17 protein-coding genes are annotated in these 18,359 nt (G+C 36.7%); 2 read left to right on the top strand and 15 right to left on the bottom strand.

What is annotated here, in order from left to right; all coding sequences use genetic code 11:
* Positions 1-22 precede the first annotated feature (22 nt).
* From GKP30_RS10855 to GKP30_RS10820, 8 genes are all read right to left on the bottom strand, one after another.
* Entirely contained in the window at positions 23-1,312 is a 1,290-nt protein-coding gene (locus GKP30_RS10855) for a dihydrolipoamide acetyltransferase family protein (protein ID WP_216829467.1), read from the bottom strand.
* Between the two features lie 16 nt (positions 1,313-1,328).
* Positions 1,329-2,312, bottom strand: a complete 984-nt coding sequence (locus GKP30_RS10850; RefSeq protein ID WP_216829466.1) for an alpha-ketoacid dehydrogenase subunit beta — start codon at positions 2,310-2,312, stop codon at positions 1,329-1,331.
* A gap of 12 nt (positions 2,313-2,324) precedes the next feature.
* Positions 2,325-3,317, bottom strand: a complete 993-nt coding sequence (locus tag GKP30_RS10845; protein ID WP_216829465.1) for a thiamine pyrophosphate-dependent dehydrogenase E1 component subunit alpha — start codon at positions 3,315-3,317, stop codon at positions 2,325-2,327.
* Between the two features lie 15 nt (positions 3,318-3,332).
* A complete protein-coding gene (gene lpdA / locus GKP30_RS10840; protein WP_216829464.1) occupies positions 3,333-4,754 on the bottom strand; it encodes a dihydrolipoyl dehydrogenase in 1,422 nt (473 codons plus the stop codon).
* Positions 4,755-5,873, bottom strand: coding sequence for a butyrate kinase (gene buk, locus GKP30_RS10835; protein ID WP_216829463.1), 1,119 nt, complete (start codon positions 5,871-5,873; stop codon positions 4,755-4,757). It lies immediately after the preceding gene.
* A 15-nt stretch (positions 5,874-5,888) separates the two neighbouring features.
* Positions 5,889-6,983 (bottom strand): branched-chain amino acid dehydrogenase, encoded by a 1,095-nt coding sequence (bcd, locus tag GKP30_RS10830; protein WP_216829462.1) that lies wholly within the window; start codon positions 6,981-6,983, stop codon positions 5,889-5,891.
* Positions 6,984-6,995: 12 nt separating this feature from the next.
* Positions 6,996-7,919: a phosphate butyryltransferase gene (gene yqiS / locus GKP30_RS10825; RefSeq protein ID WP_216829461.1), complete on the bottom strand. Its 924-nt coding sequence runs from the start codon at positions 7,917-7,919 to the stop codon at positions 6,996-6,998.
* Between the two features lie 133 nt (positions 7,920-8,052).
* Complete coding sequence (locus GKP30_RS10820) at positions 8,053-10,119, bottom strand: sigma-54 interaction domain-containing protein (protein ID WP_216829460.1); 2,067 nt, start codon at positions 10,117-10,119, stop codon at positions 8,053-8,055.
* 161 nt (positions 10,120-10,280) lie between these two features.
* Between GKP30_RS10820 and GKP30_RS10815 the strand changes: the two genes are divergently transcribed.
* Positions 10,281-10,532: a DUF2627 domain-containing protein gene (locus GKP30_RS10815; protein ID WP_216829459.1), complete on the top strand. Its 252-nt coding sequence runs from the start codon at positions 10,281-10,283 to the stop codon at positions 10,530-10,532.
* Positions 10,533-10,630: 98 nt separating this feature from the next.
* Here the strand turns inward: GKP30_RS10815 and GKP30_RS10810 are convergent, their stop codons facing one another.
* The 4 genes from GKP30_RS10810 to steA are packed head-to-tail and all read right to left on the bottom strand — an operon-like array spanning position 10,631 to position 13,686.
* Positions 10,631-11,428 (bottom strand): hypothetical protein, encoded by a 798-nt coding sequence (locus GKP30_RS10810; RefSeq protein ID WP_216829458.1) that lies wholly within the window; start codon positions 11,426-11,428, stop codon positions 10,631-10,633.
* A gap of 1 nt (position 11,429) precedes the next feature.
* A complete protein-coding gene (locus tag GKP30_RS10805; RefSeq protein WP_216829457.1) occupies positions 11,430-12,092 on the bottom strand; it encodes a glycosyltransferase family 2 protein in 663 nt (220 codons plus the stop codon).
* A complete protein-coding gene (locus tag GKP30_RS10800) occupies positions 12,076-12,549 on the bottom strand; it encodes a hypothetical protein (RefSeq protein WP_216829456.1) in 474 nt (157 codons plus the stop codon). Before GKP30_RS10800 ends, GKP30_RS10805 begins: the two co-directional genes overlap by 17 nt.
* 3 nt (positions 12,550-12,552) lie before the next feature.
* Positions 12,553-13,686 carry a putative cytokinetic ring protein SteA gene (gene steA / locus GKP30_RS10795; protein ID WP_216829455.1) on the bottom strand — a complete coding sequence of 378 codons (1,134 nt, stop codon included), beginning with the start codon at positions 13,684-13,686 and terminating at the stop codon, positions 12,553-12,555.
* A 126-nt stretch (positions 13,687-13,812) separates the two neighbouring features.
* On the opposite strand from steA, the gene GKP30_RS10790 reads away from it, so the two are divergent.
* Positions 13,813-13,989, top strand: coding sequence for a hypothetical protein (locus tag GKP30_RS10790; RefSeq protein ID WP_216829454.1), 177 nt, complete (start codon positions 13,813-13,815; stop codon positions 13,987-13,989).
* 42 nt (positions 13,990-14,031) lie between these two features.
* On the opposite strand, the gene spo0A is transcribed toward GKP30_RS10790, so the two are convergent.
* The 3 genes from spo0A to recN form a co-directional block, all read right to left on the bottom strand.
* The gene (gene spo0A / locus GKP30_RS10785; RefSeq protein ID WP_216829453.1) at positions 14,032-14,826 is read right to left on the bottom strand and encodes a sporulation transcription factor Spo0A; all 795 of its coding nucleotides are present in this window, start codon (positions 14,824-14,826) and stop codon (positions 14,032-14,034) included.
* A 392-nt stretch (positions 14,827-15,218) separates the two neighbouring features.
* Entirely contained in the window at positions 15,219-16,538 is a 1,320-nt protein-coding gene (gene spoIVB, locus GKP30_RS10780; RefSeq protein WP_216829452.1) for a SpoIVB peptidase, read from the bottom strand.
* 122 nt (positions 16,539-16,660) lie between these two features.
* Entirely contained in the window at positions 16,661-18,352 is a 1,692-nt protein-coding gene (recN, locus tag GKP30_RS10775) for a DNA repair protein RecN (RefSeq protein WP_216829451.1), read from the bottom strand.
* Positions 18,353-18,359: the final 7 nt, after the last annotated feature.

Here is an 18,359-nt window from a genome sequence, read left to right as displayed (position 1 = left end):
AAGGTGCAAAGCACCCTTTTTCTTAATAAATGGAAGTATTATCTTTTCCAATTTTCTCTAACTTTTCTTTTACACTCGCTAGGAAACGTCCACATACTAGACCGTCTAATACTCTATGGTCTAATGATAAGCAGAGGTTGACCATGCTGCGTACCGCAATCATATCATTTTCCATAACGACTGGTCGTTTTACAATTGACTCAACTGATAGAATGGCCGCTTGAGGATAATTGATAATCGGAGTTGATAAAACAGAACCGAATGAACCTGTATTATTAACTGTAAATGTACCGCCTTGCATATCTGCACCTGATAGTTTTCCTGTACGTACTTTTGCAGCTAAATCGTTTACTTCACGGGCAATACCTTTAATATTCTTTTCATCTGCACTCTTAATAACAGGAACGTATAGAGCGTCATCTGTTGCTACAGCGATTGAAATATTAATGTCTTTCTTTTGGATAATTTTATCCCCAGCCCACATTGAGTTAAGCTGTGGAAATTCTTTTAACGATTCGACAACCGCTTTAATAAAGAATGGTAGAAACGTAATATTAAATCCTTCTTTTTGCTTGAAGTCATTTTTAACCGAGTTACGGAAGTTGACTAAATTAGTCACATCAACTTCAACCATCGTCCAAGCGTGAGGAGCCTCATGCTTGCTTCGAACCATATTAGCTGCAATTGCTTTACGGACACCTGATACAGGAATTTCAATATCACCTGCAGCTACAGGAATATCAATAGACGGCGCTTCCTTTACAGGCTGTGGTGCTGATGTTGGTGTAGGAGCTGCTTTTGTCGCCGCAGTTGGTGTTGGCTCCGCAGTCGGTGCTGCTACCGCTGCTTTAGGTTGTGGAATAGTTCCACTCTCAATTACAGCTAAAATATCTTTTCGTGTAATTCGTCCACCTTTACCTGTTCCACTTACTTGCTCAAGATCAATATCATTTTCTTGCGCTAAACGTAGAACCGCTGGAGAATAACGCTTTTTCTGTGACTGATCTGTTTCTACTGAAGTTGATACCGTTTCTGCTGGTTTATTTACTTTCTCTTCCGCTGCTGGTGTTGCACCTTCAACCTCGACTGTACAAATAACTGCACCTACTGCTACCGTTTCATCTTCATCTGCAACTAACTCTTGAATAACACCTGTATATGATGACGGTACTTCTGCATTTACTTTATCTGTCATTACTTCAGCAATTGGATCGTACTTGTTAACCTTATCACCTGGTTTTACTAGCCATTTACTTATTGTTCCCTCTGTAACACTTTCACCTAATTGGGGCATTGTAATTTCTGTAGCCATGATAGAACCTCCTTCTTTAAAACTCCGCTAAGTCTCTCATTGCTTTTTCGACTTTATCTGGATTAATCATAAAATACTTCTCCATTGTTGGTGCATATGGCATAGGAGGAACATCAGGACCTGCTAGACGTTGGATTGGTGCATCTAAATCAAACAAGCACTCCTCAGCGATTATTGCTGAAACCTCACTCATAATACTGCCTTCTTTATTGTCTTCTGTTACTAGAAGAACTTTTCCTGTTTTCTTGGCTGCTTCAACAATGGCTTCCTTGTCTAATGGATAAACTGTTCTTAAATCAAGAATGTGAGCAGAGATACCATCCTTCGCTAATTTTTCAGCTGCTTGAAGAGCAAAATGAACTGAAAGTCCATAAGTAATTACTGTGATATCCTCACCTTCACGTTTTACATCAGCTTTTCCAATTGGTAGCGTGTAATCCTCTTCAGGCACTTCACCTTTAATTAAACGATACGCACGCTTATGTTCAAAGAATAATACTGGATCATTATCACGAATAGCAGCCTTTAACAACCCTTTTACATCATACGGAGTAGAAGGCATTACAATTTTTAAACCTGGTACAGAAGCAAACATCGCTTCTACTGACTGTGAATGATATAACGCTCCATGAACTCCACCACCATAAGGAGCACGAATAACCATTGGACAATCCCAGTCATTATTAGAACGGTAACGAATTTTTGCTGCTTCACTTACAATTTGGTTAACTGCTGGCATAATAAAGTCAGCAAACTGAATTTCTGCAACAGGTCGCATCCCGTACATTGCCGCGCCAACACCTACACCTACAATTGCCGACTCTGCTAGAGGAGTGTCAATGACTCGTTGTTCACCAAACTGATCATATAAACCTTTAGTTGCACGGAAAACACCCCCGCGCGCTCCAACGTCTTCACCTAGTACAAAAACCTTCGAATCGCGTTCCATTTCTTCTTTTAACGCTAACGTAACTGCATCAATATATGAAATAACTGCCATAGTTCTCCCCCCTTATTCTCCGTAAACGTATTTCATCGCATGTTCTGGCTCAGCATACGGTGCTTGTTCTGCATATTCTGTTGCCTCATTGACGATCACCATAATACGGTCGTTTAATTCTTTTTCCTTTTCCTCTGTAAGAAGGCCTACTCCTCTTAAATACTCAGCAAATGTGAAGATCGCATCTTTTTTCTTGGCTTCTTCTACTTCCTCTTGTGAACGATAAGTTCTATCATCGTCATCACTTGAGTGAGGTGTAAGGCGATACGAAACCGTTTCTATAAGTGATGGACCTTCTCCTCTTCTGCCGCGATCAGCTGCTTCTTTTACAGCTTCGTATACTGCAAGTGGGTCATTTCCATCTACTGTAATGCCTGGCATTCCGTAACCAATTGCACGATCAGAAACTTTTTCACAGGCTAATTGTTTCTCAATTGGAACGGAGATTGCATACTTATTATTCTCACACATAAAAATAACTGGGAGCTTATGAACCCCTGCAAAGTTAGCACCTTCGTGAAAATCCCCTTGGTTAGAAGAACCTTCCCCAAATGTTGTAAACGTTACAAAATCCTTGCCTTCCATTTGACCAGCAAGAGCAATCCCAACAGCATGCGGAACTTGCGTTGTAACAGGAGAAGAACCAGTAACGATTCTATTCTTCTTTTGTCCAAAGTGGCCAGGCATTTGACGACCACCAGAATTCGGGTCTTCTGCTTTAGCAAAACCAGACAACATTAATTCTTTTGCTGTCATCCCGAATGTTAATACAACACCCATGTCACGATAATATGGTAAGATATAGTCTTTTTCACGGTCTAATGCAAACGCTGCACCTACTTGTGCTGCTTCTTGCCCTTGGCAAGATATAACAAATGGTATTTTACCAGAACGATTTAATAGCCACATACGCTCATCAATTCTTCTAGCAAGTAACATCGTTTCATACATTTCTAATACTTTATCATCGGATAAACCTAATGCTTGATGACGGTTTTCTGTCATGGATATCCCTCCTATTTATGAATGAATCGCTTTCCCTTCGACTGCTAACGCAGCTTCACCGATAATCTCTGATAATGTTGGGTGCGGGTGGATCGTATGAGAAACTTCCCAATTTGATGCGTCTAATACTTTGGCAATCGCCGCTTCAGAAATCATATCTGTTACATGAGGTCCAATCATATGAACTCCAAGTAAATCATCTGTTTTTTCATCAACAACAAATTTAACAAAGCCATCACTTTCTCCAAACACTAACGCCTTACCAATTGCTTTGAATAAAAATTTCCCTGTTTTTACAGTGTGACCTTTTTCTTTTGCTTCTGTCTCTGTCAATCCAACTGAAGCTACTTCAGGATGACTGTAAATACATTTAGAAACCGTTTCATAGTTAATTGGGTCAGGGGCAAGGCCAGCAATATGTTCGACAGCAACAATACCTTCATGGGATGCAACATGAGCTAATTGCAACCCACCAATAACATCTCCTATTGCATAGATGTGAGATTCTTTCGTTTGATAAAATTCATTTGTTAGGATAATCCCTTTTTCTACTTGGATATCAGTATTTTCAAGTCCAATACCTTCTACATTTGCTGCACGACCAACTGACACTAGGAGCTTATCTGCAGTGAATGTTTTTTCTTCACCTTTGTGTTCTGCTTTAATCGTAACACCCGTTGACTTTTCAAGAGTTTCTGGAAGTACCTTCGCACCAGTCACAATCTTAATACCTTTTTTCTTCATCAACCGTTGTGCTTCTTTTGAGATTTCTTCATCTTCTGTCGGTAAAATACGATTACTGTATTCAATTACTGTAACTTCTACACCGAAGTCAGCTAACATTGAAGCCCATTCAATTCCGATAACCCCGCCACCAACGATGATGATAGAAGAAGGAAGTTCATCGAGTTGTAATGCCTCATCTGAAGTTAAAACATGCGTTCCGTCTGCCTTCATACCAGACAACATCCTTGGCCTAGATCCAGTTGCAACAATAACATTTTTAGGAATTAGCATCTCATTTTCCTCACCATTATTCATTTCAACAGAAATTGTTCCTGGCGTTGGTGAAAAAATCGATGGTCCTAAAATTCGTCCCGTACCTTCATATATATCAATTTTGCCTTTTTTCATCAGATGTTGTACTCCATTGTGGAGTTGATCTATAATAGCCTGTTTACGTTCTTGAACTTTTAAAAAGTTTAAAGAAACATCGCTCGTTTCTACACCAAAATCACTAGCTCGCTTCGTTGTTGCAAAAACTTCAGCACTTCGTAATAAAGCTTTTGAAGGAATACATCCTTTATGTAGACAAGTTCCACCAAGTTTTTCTTTTTCTACTACTGCTGTTTTTAGTCCTAGTTGAGCAGCACGAATAGCAGCCACATAACCGCCCGTACCTGCCCCAAGTATGACTAGATCATATTCTTGAGCCATTTACTTACCTCCCGTTATTTCTAATTCACCTACTAGCTTTCCACTAGGATAATGCTTTGGTGTTTCTTTTCCGTTAATAACACGTATTGCACCCTTTGCAAGCGCTAACATCTCATCTTCTCCTGGGTAAACCAATATATCGCTAATCCATTCCAACCTTGTTGTAAGTAGGGAAATCAAATGTTGACTATAGGCTAATCCACCAGTTAGTACAATCCCATCGACTTGACCACATAAAACCGCACTAGCTGCACCAACTTCTTTAGCAATTTGATACGCCATAGATTTATAGTAAAATGCCGCTTCTTCATTTCCCATTTCTATCTTACGCTCTATTACATGGCCGTCCTGTGTTCCTAAATAGCTTACTAAACCACCAGAGCCCGCCATCAAGCTTAATGCTTTTTCTCTAGTCATTCCTTCGGAAAAACAAAGATCAATAACGGCTCCTGTCGGTAATGTTCCTGCTCTTTCGGGTGAGAAAGGGCCTTCACCATATAAACCATCATTGACGTCAATGACACGGCCCTCTTTATGAACACCTACTGTTATTCCTCCACCCATATGAACAATAATAAGGTTTAACTTTTCGTATGCCCTTCCAAGAGCTTTAGCAGCTAACCGAGCAGTAGCTTTTTGATTTAAAGCATGGAAAATACTTTTTCGTTCAATTCCTTGAAGACCTGAAACTCTAGCAATCGCATCCATCTCATCTACAACAACTGGATCAACGATGAAAGAAGGTATATTTAACTGATAGGCTATTTCATAGGCGATAATTCCACCGTAGTTTGAAGCATGCCATCCAGAGTATCCATTTTTTAAATCCTCTAGTAACATTTCATTTATTGTATAAGTACCACTCGGAATCGGTCTAACTAGGCCACCACGTCCAACGACAGCATTAAGCTTCGAAAGATTGATACCTTCCTCATCTAATGTTTTTAATACTACTTGTTTACGAAAATCATATTGATCTTCGACTGTTAATAAAGATTGCAATTCAGTTAAACTATGTTCAATCTTCGTCGTAAATAACGGTGTATAACTTTCATAAATGGCAACCTTAGTTGAAGTTGAACCAGGATTAATGACTAAGACTCTTTGACGACTCTCCATCTTAATTCCCCTAACTTATCTACGACTTAAAATATGTTGACCGTTTTGTAAGAATTGCTTTCTTGAATTTTTCATTCTTCTAATACGCTCTTCTGCCATACGATCGGCTGCAAGATACGTTGGAATTTCATCACGCTTTGAAATTTCAATAACTTTTTCAATGTTTTCATAAATTCCTTCTACCTTTTTCATCGCACGGTCTCTATTGTAGCCATATAATTCATCAGCTACATTAATTACACCACCAGCATTAATTACGTAGTCAGGAGCATAAACGATGCCCATTTCGTGAATAAGGTCACCATGTCTTGTTTCTTTCAATTGATTGTTCGCAGCTCCAGCAATTACTTTTGCCTTTAGCTTTGGAATCGTTTGATCATTAATAATTGCTCCTAGTGCACACGGTGCAAAGATATCACAATCTACTTCATAAATATCGTTAATATCCACAGCTTTTGCCCCAAATTCATCTACTACACGTTGAACAGCTTCCTTATTAATATCTGTAACAACTAGATTAGCTCCTTCTTCATGAAGGTGTCGGCAAAGATTATAAGCAACGTTTCCAACACCTTGAACTGCTACAGTTTTACCTTCTAAAGAGTCGGTTCCAAACCCAGCTTTTGCAGCTGCCTTCATACCAACGTATACACCATATGCTGTTACAGGCGATGGGTTTCCTGAAGAACCAAATGCCGGTGAAATTCCTGTAACATAATTTGTTTCTTCATGAATTAGGTCCATATCAGCAACTGTTGTTCCTACATCTTCTGCAGTGATATACCGTCCGTTTAACCCTTGGATAAAGCGGCCAAATGCACGAAACATTTCCTCATTTTTATCCTTACGAGGGTCTCCGATAATGACAGTCTTACCACCACCTAAGTTTAAGCCTGCAGCAGCATTTTTATATGTCATACCACGTGCTAAACGTAAAGCATCTTCAAAAGCTGCTTCTTCACTTTCATACATCCACATTCTTGTTCCACCTAATGCTGGACCTAATGTTGTATCGTGGATCGCAATAATTGCCTTTAAACCTGAATCCTTATCTTGACAAACGACGACTTGCTCATAATTATAAAGCTCCATATACTTGAAAAGTTCCATTTTTGTTTCCTCCTAGTTTGCTTGATGTTCTAATACTTCTTTACTGCTAATTGCAGTTAGGGCAAATGCAATTGAATATAATTTGTTTATTGTTGAGTCAGACCTCGACGTTAAAACGATTGGGGCCTTGGCTCCAGTTATAAATCCACCAACATTTGCTTTGGCAAAATAAACTAAAGATTTATAAAGGATGTTGCCTATTTCTAAAGTGGGTACTAATAAAATATCTGCTTCACCAGCAACTTCCCCTTGAATCCCTTTGTATTGGGCTGCATCTTTGGAGATGGCATTATCTAAGGCAAGTGGACCATCTATGATACAGTCCTTTATTTGACCTCTTCGGTTCATTTGGGATAATACTGCTGCATCAACTGTGGCTACCATTTCAGGATTTACTACCTCAATAGCCGCAATCGGTGCAATTTTTGGACACTCCACGCCGACCTTTTTTGCGACTTCAACAGAGTTAGTAATTATTTGTACTTTCTGTTCAAGAGTCGGTGTAACATTCATTGCGGAATCAGTAATGAAAAGCAACTTATCATAACTTGGAATATCAAAAGCAGCTACATGAGAAAATAATTTACCTACTCGTAAACCGTAGTCTTTATTTAACACTGCCTTTAAGAGAATTGAAGTAGGTACCATTCCTTTCATTAATACATCCGCTTTTCCATTATGGACTGCTTTTACCGCTTCCTGTGCTGACTGCTCTAAACTTTCCGTCGGTACGATGTCAACGTTTTTCCATTCAATATTCTTTTGTTTCATTAGGTGACGAATTTTCTCTTCATTACCAAACAACAAGAAAGATGAAAGATTTAAACGAACTGCTTCCTGTACAACAGTCATCATTCGTTCATCATCTGCAGCAGCTATAGCAACTATTTTTTTAGGGAAATCTGTAACCCTTGATAGCATGTTTTGTAATAACATAACCTCTTTCCCTTCTTTTTCTCTTACTCAATTACACATTGCAAGAACCATGCCAAAACCTTTCCTGGTGAAAGCGCTTTATTTTACAGAATGATTAAAATAAAAGTATGCAATAATTTTCATACCGTGAAAATTATTGCATGAAATTCTTTTCAATTTGATATTTCTCTATTTTATAGTATAAATTCCTTACTGATAATCCTAATAATTTGGCAGCCGCTGTCTTATTCCAGTTACAGTTCTCTAGTGTATTTTTTATTATTTCTCGTTCATAGTTCTCCACTCTTTCAGACAAAGTACCAGTTTCGAGATCTTCGGGTTTTGATTTTATACTTACCGTCCTTTTTTCAATTGCAGGTAAATGCTGGAAATGTTCCGTTTCTATAACATGTTCGTTTAGTGTCATATAGATCATTGCACGACCCAACACATTCTCAAGCTCTCTCACATTACCAGGCCAATCGTATTTTTTTAGAAGGTCTTCCGCTTCATCAGATATTTGATCAACCACTCTACCATAATCTTGGTTTAATTTATGTAAAAGGTGCATACAAAGTTGAGGTAAATCTTCCTTTCGTTCTCGAAGTGGCGGAATAAAAATTGGCATTTTATTTAGCCTATAATATAAATCCTCTCTAAAAGTATGGTCATTCATACCTTTTTCTAAATTTACATTTGTAGCAGCAATTACTCGAACATCAATTTGAATAGGTTTAGTTCCACCGACTCTTACAATTTCTTTTTCTTGTAAGACTCTTAAAAGTTTTGCTTGCATATTTCCTGACAACTCTCCAATTTCATCTAAAAAGATACTACCTTTATTAGCCTCTTCGAAGAGTCCTCGTTTACCACCACGTTTCGCTCCGGAAAAAGCCCCTTCCTCATATCCAAATAACTCACTCTCTAACAATGTTTCAGAAATAGCAGCACAATTAACACGAATAAATTTATTGTACTTTCGTTCACTTTCGTTATGTATTGCGTGAGCAAATAATTCCTTCCCAGTCCCTGACTCACCTCGTAACAAAATAGTTGCAGGAGTAGTAGCTGCTAGCTTAGCTTGCTCTATAGCTACCTTCATTTCATCAGAACTACCGATAATATCATCAAACGTATATTTCGCTTCTAAGGTTCTAATGATTTGCCTTGCTCGTTGTAACTGATTTGTCAATGTCTTAATTTCGGAAGTATCATGAATGACACCAACACTACCCTTTAACTTACCATCCACAATTACTGGTGCTACGTTCACCAAAACATCCTTTCGCTTCGGCCCTACTTTCATATGAACGCCTCTAACTGCCTTTCTCGTTTTGAGTACGTGCATATGCATACTCTCACCTTCATAGATGTCAGCAGTCGCTGGCTTTCCAATCACATCCTCGGGTTGAAGGCCTGTTAACCTTGAATATGCAGGATTAATCATAATCCCTAACCCTTCTTCATCAACAACCGAAATTGCATCATCTGAAGAATGAATAATCGCTTCTAACATTGTTTGAATACTTTTTAAATTGGTCACTTCTTCTGCCATTTGGACAATTTCAGTTATATCTCTAAAGACAGCTAAAGCTCCAATCATTTCTTCACCACAAATTAACGGAACACGAGTTGTAATTATTTTGCGGCCATTATCTAATAGCTGTTCTTGATTTGTTTCCTCCTTTCTCGTACGAATAATTCTCGGTAAATGGCTAGTTGGCATTATTTGCTCAATTTTTTGTCCTATCGCAAGCTTTGCATCAATATCTGCCATTTTTCCAGCAGCATCATTAAATAATGTAACTTCAGAATTCATATTTATGGCTATCATTCCATCATGGGTCGAATTGAGAATTGTTTCTTGAACAGTTCCATGCTCTTTCATATATGAAATCAGCGACTCTTTTTCATCTATTAACTGAAAGATAAAATTGGCAATTGTACCAGGAATCACTGTAGTCTCTGTAGAACATATTTTTTTTATTTCGTTAATTAAGTCTTTCACCCCAGTAGCTTCTATAACAATATCTATTTTATGGTCAATTAAATTTCTCCAATTTGTATCTGTTTTTATATTATTTTTTTGTGCTATTAGAATACCTGGTGCATTTCGATTTAAATCAGACACTCCGATAACTTCCATTTTTTTTGTTTCCATTAATAACTTTAATAAAGCTGTGCCACCTCTCCCAGCACCAATTATGACGACTGTTTTCATATTACTTCCCCCTTTAAAGCCTTGCTCCATACACAACTATTACTGAAACTTATAAAACTTGCAACTGATTACTCGGACAACATGGTATAATTAATTAGTGTGAATTATCAACAACATGCTTTAACAGCCATTAAAACAGTATTATGAAAGGGTTTTTACTTATGCAACGATTTATTGCATTAATGATTTTAGTGATTCCAGCTATTATTGCGGGATATGGGATAAAGTTAATGAGAGATACCATTTTCCAAATTCTTCATACTCCATTTTTCTCATTATGGTTTCAATTTATAGCAGGTCTCACCTTATGTATTTTGGGTATTGCTTTTATTGGTGGATTTATCTTCCACCGTGATCGTAAAAATAACAAAGTTGCCCCCCGTTTTCAAAAAAAACCAAAAAAAGTTGAATAAGCAATTCCCCTCTTTTATACACGATATATGGTGTCAACATTACTTGTTGCGCTATATATCGTTTCTAATTGGAGTAAAGATACTTATACCAACCTCTTTTATTTTATCGATAACCCCCATTGATCTAAAATTTTCATAAATGGGTGTTTTTCTATCCACTTTGTAAATGAGACACGCTCTGCAACAACGGTTAATAATATTAATAAAATAATGACGATATATTGTTGTTGAATAGGGGCATGCATTACTGTAACAACTGCTAGTATACCACCCATTAATGTTGCCCCATTATCTCCTAACATCGCTACTGCATGACCATCTAATACATAAAAAAGAAAAAAGAAAGACAACAAGAATAAATAATATGCAAATGGTACATCAACAGCAACATACGGCAAGAATATTGCTACATGTAAAAGTGATACTTTCCATACTCGGAGTGGTCTTGTATCAAATAAATTCATTACATGCGGCGTTAATATTAAGATAATCGAATAGCGAACCCACTGTTCTAAAGTTACAGGTTCAACTAAACTTATCCATATATAAGCTAACATTAAAGTGCCCGTTAATTTTAATAATGCTGTACTGAAGGAACCTTCTCGGATAAACTTTCCAATATGTCCTTTTAATCCTTTTATATTTTTTTCTCCAAAAATATCGTCAATCAACCCGATTAACCATAAACCGAGTAAATAAACGATACTTATACCACTAAATAAATGAATTTCCCATGGAGAAAAGATGGCAAAAATAAGATAACTATACAATACAAAGAATCCGATACTATAAGGAACTGGGTTCTTTAGGAAGTTAATACTTGTCCAGTTCATACGTGTAAAAAAAATCATACTAGCAATAGCTACTAAAGGTAAAGTAAACGTTATTATAACCACTTTAACCACCTCTCACTGCAGCTTCGATATCTAACCATTGCTTACCCCGATGCACAAAGCCCCGCCAATTCTTCCCGGTATGTCTATGAGTTATATTTGTATCAACCTCTACAAGGTTTGCCCCAGCGTCAATTAAGTCGATCGTCATAGCTAATTCAATACCGAACCCTTTGTAATCTTTACTTAGTAATGTCTTTAACCATTCCCTATGAAATGCTCGCTGTCCTGATAAAGGTGCAGTTATCCACTTTCCAGTTCTTTTATAAATTACATTTTGTGCTTTTCGTTTAACTAAACCAAAGCCTCTCTTTTTTGATGGAGGAAGAGTACCTATTACTACATCAATGAAGGAATACTCTAATGGCGCTAATAACTTAACCCCTTCACTTGCTGTCACACCAATATCGGCATCAAGATTTACAATATAATTGCCACTTGCTTTTTCCCATCCTTTTTTTAAAGCAGTTCCTTTCCCTTGATTTGTGGCTAGATGAATCGAAACATCACTATACTTATCACTGATCTCCCCTGTTTCATCATTGCTTCCATCATTAACAGTAATAATCTCCTTTACCCATGACTGTTCCTTTAAAGTTAGTAATGTTTTTTCCAACCTTTCTTGCTCGTTAAAAGCGGGAATGATAACACTAGCTTGAATGTTCATGAGTATAATTTTCTCCTTTGAGTCGTAATAACGACAAATAAAAATTCTGTATGTCAATTTCATGGCTTGGAATAGCTTCTAATGCCATATGAGGCCCTTCATAATCCATATAAATTTCACTTCCTAAAGAAATGAGGATACCATCAGCTTCTAGAATGGGTACTACACCTTTTTCAATCATCTTTACTTCAGCACCAATCTCTTCAAGCAAAAAGGCAAGACTGTTAGAAGTCTCATCCTCTGATGCAATATAGAATGGTGTAGATCCCATCTCTTCAGCAACGAACGATAGCCAACCTTCTCTTTCTGATTTTAATAAAGTATTCTCAGATTGAAGTTGATTAAAATATAGGACTTGTTGTTCACTTAACCAATCTTTATCCATCACAACTCCAACAACAACACCAAATACAAAAGTCATTAATAAAATAAGATTAGTCCGCATACTCATTCGCAATATTTACCCTCCTACCTTCATCCAATTCCATAGGATACCAAAAAGTAATTGTACTTTTGTGCTTGAGCCAACGAGAAATAGTGCTATTATGCTCCCTGCTAGTGGATACAATGGTAGTGTCACCTTTTGTTGCTTATTTAACTTCAATCGGTGGATACCCTTTAGATCAACGATTCGATGTCCTGCCTGCATCCTAGTAAGGAGCGTTGCCCCCATTCCATTTCTTCCTTTTTCTAAAAAGTCATTCATTGAATTATGTCCTCCAATTAAATAAATGACTTTTGCATTTGCCCAATACGAAAAGATAACAGCGACATCCTCACTAGTACCGATAAAAGGTAATCTTTTACAGTTTAATCCTAAGTGACAAACTCTTTCATATCCAGGTGATTTGCCATTTGGATAACAATGGGCAATTAATTTTGCCCCTGACCTTAGTAACTTTTCACTTACAGAATCCATATCACCAATAATGTAATTTGGGATTACACCAAATTCAGCCAATCCATCAGCAGCACCATCTACTGCGACTATTAATAAATTCCTTTTCTTAATTTGCGGCAGCAGCATCATAAAATCTTTTTTATATTTTGCTCCTCTAACTACAATAACAACTTCTTTTCCATCAAAACCTTCAAAAGGTTGGTCTTTAATGGGTTCAGTTAAAAAATCATCAAGTTCTTTCTTCGCATACGATAATGAATTATTTACGAACCCTTCAAATTTTTCAGTCGAACGGAAATAGGCAATTTTCTTCAGTTCATTAACCCACTTAATAGTATATCGATATAATTTTGCTACAGCTTTCCATTTATCTTCGTCCAATACAAAAAGAGTGTCATTTATTATTTTTACTTTGGATAAATGCAAAGAAAAACTGAAATAGCTTAGTTGTACAATGTCATAAACAGGTATTTGTGCTTCAAGTAATTCTAAAACTCCATTATGATCATATTGACCTGTCATAGATCGTTTGATATTAATGACTGCCCTTACTTTTTTTTCAACCAATGCATCTGCAGCCGTACTATCTATATCTTCATGATGAAGTACAGCAATACTTTTTTGCGGAATTGTCTTTACTAAATCTTTTGTCACTTGTCCTTCATAACATACTCCACGCAGGAACCGTTTCATAAAAAATAACCCCTCGTGTCTTTTTTGATAGTATGTTCCAATTAGGCAAATTTCAACCATCTATTAGGTCTGTATAAGGAAAAAACTACACGGGGAAAATAGAATAGATCATATGGAGGTGAGCAGATGTTTGAGTTTTTACATGAGCATAATGATCGAAAAGTTTATCAAGCAGAATATTGTGAGGAACGTTTCTTAATTACCTACAATTCAGAAACAGATGAAATTGAACATATTACCCCAATGTTAGGGACAGATGCGATTGTTCATTTATTTAAAAATTATATACACGAACGAAAATAAGAGGCTAACTCTAGAGTCAGCCTCTTCCTATTCTCGATCCTTTCAGCTTACTTTATGTTCAATTCTTAATTTATCAGCGACCATTGCGATAAATTCACTATTCGTCGGTTTTGCTTTAGAATGACTTACCGTATAACCAAATAAGGAAGAAATGGAATCGATGTTCCCACGACTCCAAGCGACTTCAATCGCATGACGAATCGCACGTTCTACACGACTAGCTGTCGTATTAAATTTCTTTGCAATATCTGGATATAATACTTTAGTAATTGAACCTAATAGTTCAATGTCATTGTAAACCATTGTAATTGCTTCTCTTAAATACATATATCCTTTAATATGAGCTGGCACTCCAATTTCATGGATAATATTTGTGATACTTGCATCTAAATTAAATTCTTTCGGTGTCGATTTAATTTGGGGCTGCTGATAAGAAATTGTTTTTTGAATAAACGTTTGCTTTTGCCCACTGATTTCACGAATATTTGAAATAAGCGTATCCATATCAAACGGTTTTAAAATGTAATACGATGCACCTAAATCAACCGCTTTTTTTGTTACATCTTCTTGACCGAACGCAGTTAACATGATGATATTTGTTTTTTTCTTTAAGCCCATTTGGTTCATCTTCTCTAATACAGCTAAACCATCTAAATGAGGCATTATAATATCAAGAATAAGTACATCAGGTTGTTTTTCCTCAACAATCTTCAAGCACTCCTGCCCATTATAAGCAAACCCGACAACCTCCATATCATCTTGCGCCGAAATATACTCATTTAATAAACCAACCAACTCTCGGTTATCATCCGCTATACATACCTTCACCTTTTGCACGCGACGTCCTCCTCAACTTCTATAGTAATAAAATAATGTCTAAAGTTTATATTCCAAACAACAATTTCGACACCTTTATTAAAACTCCTTTAAAATTTCTAAATTTCTCTAAAAAAATATTGTTTTTTATTAAACATATACGTTATAATATAAAATTCGATATATTTCGATACCACATTTTATATTACTACTCATTTTGTCGAATAATCTTTATTTGTTGTTTTTTTGCAATACAATTCAAATATATGTCTAAATACTTTTATTATTAATCGTATCATAAATAAATTGTAAGATATAGACGTTTTTTGTGGTTTTGTTAAAGTCATACATTAAACAAAAGCGCATTATCTAAATAATCGACCTCTAACAAACAAACATAAAAAAAGACGAGCTTAGCTCGCCTTCGCACCTTTATCTTCTTTTCCATAAATATCAATACCAGCCTCTTGTAGCATCCATTCGATATGGCATCCATAACCTGATGTTGGATCATTTACAAAAACATGTGTTACAGCACCTACAACTTTACCATCTTGAATAATTGGGCTACCACTCATTCCCTGAACTATACCACCTGTGGCTTCGAGTAACTCTTTATCGGTTACCTTTAGAACAAGTCCCTTTGTAGCAGGGTACTTTTGAGGAGTTGAGCTAATAATTTCTATTTCATATTCTTGTACTTTTTCTCCTTCAACAACCGTTAGTATTTTGGCTGGTCCTTCCTTAACCTGTGAGGATACTGCAATTGGCATTGCTTTATCAAGCAAATCGTTTTTGACTTCCTCTGGTGAAATCAGTTCGCCAAAGATACCAAATGAACTATTCTTCGTAATAGTTCCTAAAACATGCCTTTGATCTGAAAAGCTGGCTAGCTTTTCTCCTGGGTCACCATTACTTCCTTTTTCAATAGACGTAACGGAGGAACGAATAATTTGTCCATCGTGTACAACAATTGGCTTTTTAGTGTCTACGTCTGAAATGACATGACCTAACGCCCCATATTTCTTTGATTTTGGATCAAAGAAAGTTAATGTTCCTACTCCAGCAGCCGAGTCTCGAATATATAGACCTAGCCGATACGAACTTTCTCCCTTAGCTTTTAAAGGTAATAAGCTCTTCTGCAACGTTTTCTTTTCTCGCTTGACTTCAATATCTAATTCCTTATTATTTTTACCAGCTTCTTGTACAAACGCTGCTACTTGACTCATTCTCGTAATTTTTTCACCATTTATTGCTGTGATCATATCTCCAACTTCTATACCTGCAATTTCTCCAGGTGATTCCTCTCCATCATCTGTTTGAATGAGATGATGTCCAACTACTAGAACTCCATCCGTATTTAATTTAACTCCTATTGATTGGCCGCCAGGTACTACTTTAATTTCTGGCAAAACTTTAACGTCCATTTTCTTAACAGGCAGTGATCCTGACTGAATTGTCACCTCACCATCCCCTTGCCCTTGGGCTAAAACAGTTATAGCCTGTTCTTCTTCATGTTCATTAGTCTGTAACATGAGATGATCTTGTCCAGTGTGAGCTGTGAGGCGCTCTAATTCAGGTGATTGCTTAACTAGCTGCTGCTCCACTCCTTCAAATACTACAACTTGTGAAGGAATGTTTATCCACTCGTGTACAGGCTTATAAAAGCCAATACCGATGACAAATACAAGGAGAATTGTTCCTATAATTTTTCTGATTTGTTCTGAATACAATTAATTCACTCTCCTCGCTCCTTACACACACCTCCATGTTTGCTGTATTACTAATGTTGCCTTGTTTCGTATCATTTATAACCGTGTTCGAAATAAAAAGCCAGCCTTATTTGGCCGACTTTTCATGTATTGGTTTTTATTTGTTCTGCTAGCGTTATTAACTCGTTTGCATGCTCTCTAGTTAGTTCTGTTACTTCAACGCCTGAAATCATCCTAGCAATTTCTGTAACTTTTTCATCATTGGTAAGTTGCCTTACATTCGTTTTCGTTCTTTCCTCTAATTGTTGTTTAGAAATATATAAATGCTGATCTGCCATAGCAGCTACTTGTGGGAGGTGAGTGATACACAACACTTGTGATTGCGTAGCAATTTGATGGATCTTTTCAGCAATTGCTTGTGCCACCCTTCCGCTTACACCTGTATCTACCTCATCAAAGATCAGCGAGGTAACACCTTGTCCAGAAGAAAAAATCGTTTTCATAGCTAGCATTATTCTCGATATTTCTCCTCCAGAAGCAACTTTTGACAATGGTTTTAGTGGTTCCCCTGGATTTGGAGATAGATAAAATTCTGCTGTATCAATCCCATCTTCAGTGTATCTTCCCTTTGGTAACTGATTTATTTCCACTGCGAATTTCGTTTTCTCCATATAGAGAGCTTGTAACTGGTCATGGACAGCATCACTTAATTGTTGTGCTGTTTCTTTTCGTATCGTAGACAAAGCATTTGCTTCAACTTCAAGATCTAAAATAACTGCATCTAACTCTTTCTGTAAACTTTGGATTCGATCTTCTTTATTAACAAGAGTATCTAGCTCATCTTCGACTTTAGCAGCATACACTAAAATCTCATCTACCGTTACCCCATATTTCTTTTTAAGAAAACTGATTTCGTTTAGACGAGTTTCAATCATCTCAAGACGATTTGGATCAAATTCTAAATGCTCAAAATGATGACTTAATTTAAATGACGCTTCTTCGAGTATGTAGTAACAATTAGAAACTGACTCAACAAGTGATTGTAGATCTGGATCAATCGCAGCTGCTTCTTCTACATGAGTTAAAGCATTATGTACCCAATCGAGGCCCTTACCTTCACCATAAAGACTATTGTAACCATCGTGAAGAGCTTTATAAAGCTTTTCATTATTAGCTAATTTTAATTTTTCTGCTAATAGTTCTTCATCTTCGTTAGGGCTTAACTTTGCTTTTTCAATTTCGTTTAATTGATATTGAATCAAATCAAAGCGATGGGCAAGCTCCTGCTCATTTTTGTTCATTTGTTCGAGTTGTTGCTTAAGCTTTGTAAATTTTTTATATAAAGACAAATATTCGTTTTTTGTCATTTTTAATGCATTTTTTGCAAAACTATCCAAATATGAAATATGGCGCTCTTGTTGGAGCAATGCCTGATGTTCATGTTGACCATGTATATCTACTAGTGTCTGTCCAATTTCACGAATAATTCCAAGTGTCACTAATTTACCGTTCAACCTACATATACTTTTCCCATTAGTAGTTAAATCTCTACGAACAATGATCATGCCTTCTTCAACTTCAATCCCAAGTGACTTTGCTTTCTCAACAACAGGATGGTCGTGATCAATAGAAAATAAGCCTTCAATCTCTGCTCGATTTGCTCCAAAGCGAATAAATTCGGTTGAACCCCTTCCTCCAACTAATAAACCAATTGCATCAATGATGATTGATTTCCCCGCACCTGTTTCTCCTGTTAATACAGTCAATCCTTTATTTAACGATACTGTTAGTTCATCAATAATAGCAAAATTTTTAATGGACAGTTCTACAAGCATAATACTT

The organism is Alkalihalobacterium elongatum (assembly GCF_019024285.1).
GTDB lineage: Bacteria > Bacillota > Bacilli > Bacillales > Bacillaceae_F > Alkalihalobacterium > Alkalihalobacterium elongatum.
Note: the sequence above shows the minus strand (reverse complement) of the source record. Positions and strands in the feature narration are given on the sequence as shown.